General features: G+C 45.0%; 5 protein-coding genes. 4 read left to right on the top strand and 1 reads right to left on the bottom strand.

The window, feature by feature from the left end; all coding sequences use genetic code 11:
• The first annotated feature begins 19 nt into the window (after window positions 1–19).
• The 4 genes from ACRD7P_RS19665 to ACRD7P_RS19680 all read left to right on the top strand — a co-directional run bounded on the left by ACRD7P_RS19665 (window position 20) and on the right by ACRD7P_RS19680 (window position 5,140).
• Window positions 20–592, top strand: coding sequence for an RNA polymerase sigma factor (locus ACRD7P_RS19665; protein WP_430909463.1), 573 nt, complete (start codon window positions 20–22; stop codon window positions 590–592).
• Between the two features lie 164 nt (window positions 593–756).
• On the top strand, window positions 757–1,632 hold the full coding sequence (lipA, locus tag ACRD7P_RS19670; RefSeq protein WP_430909464.1) for a lipoyl synthase: 876 nt from the start codon (window positions 757–759) through the stop codon (window positions 1,630–1,632).
• A 281-nt stretch (window positions 1,633–1,913) separates the two neighbouring features.
• A complete protein-coding gene (gene gap, locus ACRD7P_RS19675; protein ID WP_430909465.1) occupies window positions 1,914–2,924 on the top strand; it encodes a type I glyceraldehyde-3-phosphate dehydrogenase in 1,011 nt (336 codons plus the stop codon).
• Window positions 2,921–5,140 (top strand): ATP-binding protein, encoded by a 2,220-nt coding sequence (locus tag ACRD7P_RS19680; RefSeq protein ID WP_430909467.1) that lies wholly within the window; start codon window positions 2,921–2,923, stop codon window positions 5,138–5,140. Before gap ends, ACRD7P_RS19680 begins: the two co-directional genes overlap by 4 nt.
• Window positions 5,141–5,144: 4 nt before the next feature.
• On the opposite strand, the gene lpxK is transcribed toward ACRD7P_RS19680, so the two are convergent.
• Window positions 5,145–6,143, bottom strand: a complete 999-nt coding sequence (gene lpxK, locus ACRD7P_RS19685; protein ID WP_430909469.1) for a tetraacyldisaccharide 4'-kinase — start codon at window positions 6,141–6,143, stop codon at window positions 5,145–5,147.
• Window positions 6,144–6,415: the final 272 nt, after the last annotated feature.

Here is a 6,415-nt window from a genome sequence, read left to right on the forward strand (position 1 = left end):
AACCCCCGTCAGCAGTTTCATGTCCTATACGTTGAAAAACACCCCCGAAACCCTGAACGACACCATTCAAAAGGCTAAGCAAGGCAATCAAATTGCTTTTAGCATTCTTCTCGATTGGTTTTGGAACGATGTTTATGGCTTTCAATTGAAACGCACCAGAAACGAAAACGACGCCGAAGACATCAGCATACAAACATTTTCGAAAGCGTTCGATAAAATTCAAAGCTTCGACGAAAGTTACGTGTTCAAAACGTGGCTGATCACCATTTCAAAAAACATCCACATCGACCTTGTCCGAAAACGGAAAAAAGACATCCTGAACACGCACTCGGGAAATACCGACGCGGCCAAAAAGGTACTGGATGACGCCCCCACGGTAGAAGATAGGTTGATTACCGAACAAAACCTTGCCACGCTATTGGGGCATATCAAAAAATTGAAACCCCACTATCGGGAAATCATCAACCTGAGGTATTTTCAAGAACTGTCGTACGCCGCTATTGCGGAGCAATTGAACGAGCCTATGAACAACGTAAAGGTAAAATTACTGCGTGCCAAAAAACTGCTTTCCCAGTCCATCAAGGGCTCTTAACGGCCCACCAGCGTATTCGTTGACCTTGCATCCAAAACAAAGAAAAAAACCTAAATAAGGTTGAATTCCTTTTGCTGCCGAATCGCCTAGGCGGATTGTGAACGGGAAATGTACAAACGGGCCAGACCCAAATAGTTCGTATATTTGTACTTCAATAAAAAGCTATGAGTACGGAAACAAATACTAGTGTGGCACCCCCTAAGGGAAAACCGAAATGGCTACGTGTTAAACTCCCTACAGGAAAAAAATACACCCAACTTCGCGGACTGGTAGAAAAGTACGACCTGCATACGATATGCACCTCCGGAAGTTGCCCGAACATGGGAGAATGTTGGGGAGAGGGTACGGCAACATTTATGATTCTCGGGAATGTATGTACGCGATCTTGCGGGTTTTGTGGCGTAAAAACGGGCAGGCCCGATCAGGTGGACTGGGCCGAACCGGAAAAAGTGGCACGATCCATAAAAATCATGGGCATCAAGCACGCCGTGATCACCTCTGTAGATCGGGACGACTTAAAGGATATGGGTTCCATCATATGGGCCGAAACCGTACAGGCTATTCGCCGTATGAATCCTGAAACCACCCTAGAAACCTTGATTCCGGATTTTCAGGGAATCGAAAGACATTTGGACCGTATTATCGCCGTAGCACCGGAGGTCGTCTCCCATAATATGGAAACCGTAAAACGACTGACCCGCGAAGTACGTATTCAAGCACGGTACGAACGAAGTTTGGAAGTACTGCGCTATTTGAGGGCCAACGGTATCAATCGGACCAAATCGGGTATCATGTTGGGCCTGGGCGAGCGTGAGGAAGAAGTGATCGCCACGTTGAAGGACCTAAGGGAAGCGAACGTTGATGTGGTCACCCTAGGACAATATTTACAACCTTCCAAAAAGCACTTGCCCGTTAAAGAATTCATTGTTCCCGACCAATTTAAAAAATATGAGGAAATCGGACTCGAAATGGGTTTCCGGCATGTGGAAAGTGGCGCTTTGGTGCGCTCTTCCTATAAGGCCCACAAACATATTCATTAAGGATAGTAGCAAAGACCTAGGGGATTTTCGTTGAGCGGTATTAAAAATGTCGTTGTTAAAAAATGAACCTAGAGTTCAATCTGCACTGAATAATGTTTGAAAACCGGTCCTTTCCTTTGTAACACCAATTTACCTTTAAAATGAGCCGACCCAAGCCGTTCATTATCCACTTCCTTTTCGTTCAAAGGCTTTGGTAAATGAAAAAACAACTTGGTAGTTTGTGACGCATTTTAAGGATGAATTGGTATAAATCGTTTCTTTTAAGGCATAAAAAACCAGTATTGAAAAAAACTACCATAGGCATTAACGGTTTCGGAAGAATTGGGCGCACCTTGTTTCGCCTATTGTCGGACTACCCTCATTTGGAGGTTCGCATGATCAACGATCTCTCGGATGCCCGGACCCTATCCCATCTCTTAAAATACGATAGCATCCATGGTCCGTTCAAGGAGACGGTCACTTTTGATGAAGGGGAGATCATCGTAAACGGCAGATCTATAGCATTGACCAATGCAAAGCACCCCAATGAAATCGATTGGGCTTCCGAAAATGTAGATGTTGTGGTGGAAGCGAGCGGCAAATTCAAGGACAGGCCTACACTGGAACAGCATCTGAAAAACGGTGCCAAAAAAGTTATTCTGTCGGTACCTCCACAATCGGAGGACATTAAAATGATCGTATACGGCATCAATGAGGAAACATTGACCGCTGGGGATACTATTATTTCGAACGCCTCGTGCACCACGAATAACGCGGCACCCATGATCAAGGTGATCAACGACCTTTGCGGCATAAACCAGGCCTATATTACCACCATCCATTCCTATACTTCCGACCAAAGTTTACACGATCGGCCGCACCACGACCTTAGACGGGCCCGTGCGGCCGGACAGTCCATAGTACCCACCACCACTGGAGCGGCAAAGGCATTGACCCATATTTTTCCGGAGCTATCGGAGGTAATCGGGGGCTGCGGTATACGCGTGCCGGTCCCGAACGGCTCCCTTACCGACATCACTTTCAATGTAAAAAAACAGACTTCGATCCAGGAAATCAACGAAACTTTCAAAAGTATTTCGCATAAAAAATTGAAAAACATACTTTTATATACCGAGGACCCAATAGTTTCCGTGGATATAAACAATAGTTGTTATTCTTGCACGTTTGATTCTCAGATGACTTCGGTAATCGGCAGCATGGTAAAAATAATCGGTTGGTACGACAATGAAACCGGATATAGCAGCCGTATTATCGATTTGATCCAGTTATTGGTCGACAAAAAATTTATTTGACACGAATACCGCTACATATCCGTCGCTTTCTTAACTTCCTGGCAGTACTCCTGTTATTGGGGTCGGGCAAACTGTATTCCCAAGATTCCATCCCCCCAAAAACCTATGATGTCTATTTTCAAGAGGCCATGGCCTTTCGGCATCAGAACAAACTGGACCTGGCCTTGGAAGCATTGGAAAATGCCGCTAAGGTAGCCGAGAAGAACGATAACATTAAGGCGGTTATCGATGCGTTGCACAAGTTTTCGATCATCTACCTGGAACTGGGGAAGAAAAGCAATTCCGAAGTCTATTGGGATCGGGCGAACGCCCAGCTTAAAAAAATGGAGTACCCCTATGGAAATGCCGTACAAAAATATATCGGCGCCCTGTACAAGTATCGCGAGGGCAATAATTTTCAGGCGATCGCGGAACTCAACGAGGCCAAACAGCTGAGCAACGATCGTAACTTGGTCAATAACATCGTGCTGGCGGAAGGCAATATTTACTTGGCCCGGGAAAAATATGACACCGCCACCAAAAACTTCAATTCGTTAATTATCAATACCGACCCTTTTGAACAGCAATACCTGTCGGCAAAGGCTCGGCTCGGTCTGGCCAAATTAAATTTGGCGCTTAACAATTTGGAGGCCAGTGCGATCCATGCCGAAAATGCTCTGCAGCTCGCCAATAAAAACCAATTTTTTGTTCAGATCGTTGCTTCCAATGAGTTGTTGGCGGGCATTTATGAACGGATGAAACGCTACGACAAATCGCTCGTAAACGTCAGAAACCTGCTTACCATAAAGGATTCGTTGTTTACAGTGGATAAACTGAAGAACGAAACAAAGGCTGCCGAAAAAATACAATTCGACTTTTTTACCAACGAAATTGCCCGTTTGGAAGAAAAAAACGAAGCCTTGAGCCAGAAAGCACGTAGTTCGGAACTGACCACGATTTTGACCTCGGCCTTCCTTACCATTATTTCGTTATTGGCGGTATCGCTATATCGAAACAACCAGATCAAATTAAAAACCAACGATCTCCTGCAGACCAAGAACAACGAACTTCAGTCTGCCCGGGATGCTGCCGTCCAGGCCATGGAAGCAAAAACCAATTTCCTTTCCACGGTAAGCCATGAGCTGCGTACACCTTTGTACGCTGTAACCGGACTGACGCATCTTCTTTTGGAGGAGAACCCCAGTAAAAACCAAAAAGAACATTTGAAAGCACTAAAATTTTCGGGTGATTACCTATTGAACTTTATCAATGATATACTACATATCAATAAGATAGACGCCGACAAATTAGAGCCGCTAATGGTGGAGTTCCACCTTAAAAAAATGCTACAGGAGGTCATCGATTCCCTACAGCAGAGCGCCAAGGAAAACAAGACGAAAATTGTGCTCGACTACGACGAGGAAATTCCGTCCCACTTGATGAGCGACCCCGTAAAACTTTCCCAAGTTTTCATGAACCTCGTTGGCAATGGCCTGAAGTTCACCAAAAATGGGGAGGTAACCGTAATTGCCAGACTGATGAAGAAGTTCGAGGAAGACGTAACGCTCTACTTCGAGGTAGCCGATACCGGCATCGGAATTTCAAGGGAACAACAGGAAACCATTTTCGAAGGTTTTGAACAAGGGTCTATACAGATCAATAGGGAATATGGCGGTACGGGGCTCGGACTCACCATCGTAAAAAGCTTACTGGGGCTTTTCGGAAGTAAAATACAACTACAGAGCGAACTGGGCAAAGGCAGTTCATTCTTCTTTGAATTAAAACTAAAAAGTAAAGACGGCGTGACGGAAGATATCCCTTTTGAAAACAGTGAGCGGACCTATGAATTTAAAGGACTCCATATTCTGATTGTGGAGGACAATAAGATCAACCAGGTCATTACCAAAAAAATGCTGACCAAAAAAGAAGTGACCAGCGACATCGCCAACAACGGTATGGAAGCGGTAGAGATGGCGAAAAACAATCGGTACGACGCTATTTTGATGGACATCCATATGCCCGGTATCAGTGGTGAGGAAGCCACGATAGAAATCCGAAAATTTGACAAGCAAATCCCGATTATCGCCCTAACGGCCATTTCCCTGGACGATAGTTTGGAGAGTTTTTATGCGGCAGGTTGTGACGATGTAGTGACCAAACCATTCAAACCGGAAGTGTTTTACCAAAAAATCGGGGAGAATATTTTCCATAACAAAAGAATTAAGGACGCCTCTTAAGTCCTTAGGCGACCGTTTCCATAACCCATTTTTCGAATACCTCATCATCCGGCTTGAAAAAACGATGGGCAATGGGCAGATAATACAATTCAGAAACGTTACCCTTTAAACGTACATAGTCCTTCTCGGTGGTCAGTACCTGCGATTTGGTATTTATCCGTTCCAGATCGGCAGCAGAAAAGCTATGATGGTCCGGGAACTTCAAATGGGTAACGTTCAACCCCAACCCTTTAAGATAAGCCACCAGCGGAGCAGGATCGGCAATACCGGTCACCAATGTGATATCGGTGCCCAATACCGCAAGTTCTTGAGGCCCGTTTTCGCCATAGATGGCCTTGCCGTACTCCAAATACGAAAAAACCAAACGTTGGTACGCGCGTGGTTTTAGTCGTTCGATAACCCTTTGTTTTTCATTTTTGGAAAGGTGTGGCGGACACTTAGTGACCACAATAATATCGGCCCTTTTTGCCGACACCTTATGATCCCTAAGGTTTCCGGCAGGTAGATAAAGGTCATCAACATACAACTTTCCATAAGCGGTCAAAAGGATGTAAAGGGTCGCCTTTACCTTTCGATGCTGGAAGGCATCGTCCAACAAAATCAGGTCCGGTGCGATGGTGCGCTCCAAAGTGCTTATTCCGTTCCGGCGATCAGCGTCCACCGCTACGGCTACCTCGGGGAACTTTTGATATATTTGGTAGGGCTCATCCCCTATTTCCAATACCGAGCTGGTATTTTCCGCAAGTTGGTACCCTTTTGAACTTCGTTTGTATCCGCGGCTCAGTACCGCTATTTTTTGAGACTTAAAACCACTTGAGAACATTCGGATCAAGAACTCGATCATCGGCGTTTTCCCCGTACCGCCCACGCTTAGGTTCCCCACGCAAATTGTGGGTGTATCGTATGTTTTTGAAGAAAACCAGCCCTTATCATAAGCGAGGTTTCGCAGTCGTACCACTAGCGCATACAACAGTGAAAAGGGATACAGTATTTTTCTAAGCATCAACACGGCAACGAAAATATAATATTTTATCTTTGGAAGGCATTTTGATTATCAAAGGTATCGCCATTTTGAAAATATTCGTTTGAAAACCTTACTTGTGGCGCGCTTTTAAACACACGCACCATCTGACACGAAGAAGGTTTGCACGGACACTGCACCAAACCTAAGGCAAACAAGCTTTTATGAACCGATATGTACTAGGGCGTGTTAACACAAAATAGGTATCTTTGTTAAATGGAATTGACGGATACCCAATTTGAAACAATCAGCTC

The organism is Maribacter sp. 2-571, assembly GCF_050589625.1.
GTDB lineage: Bacteria > Bacteroidota > Bacteroidia > Flavobacteriales > Flavobacteriaceae > Pelagihabitans.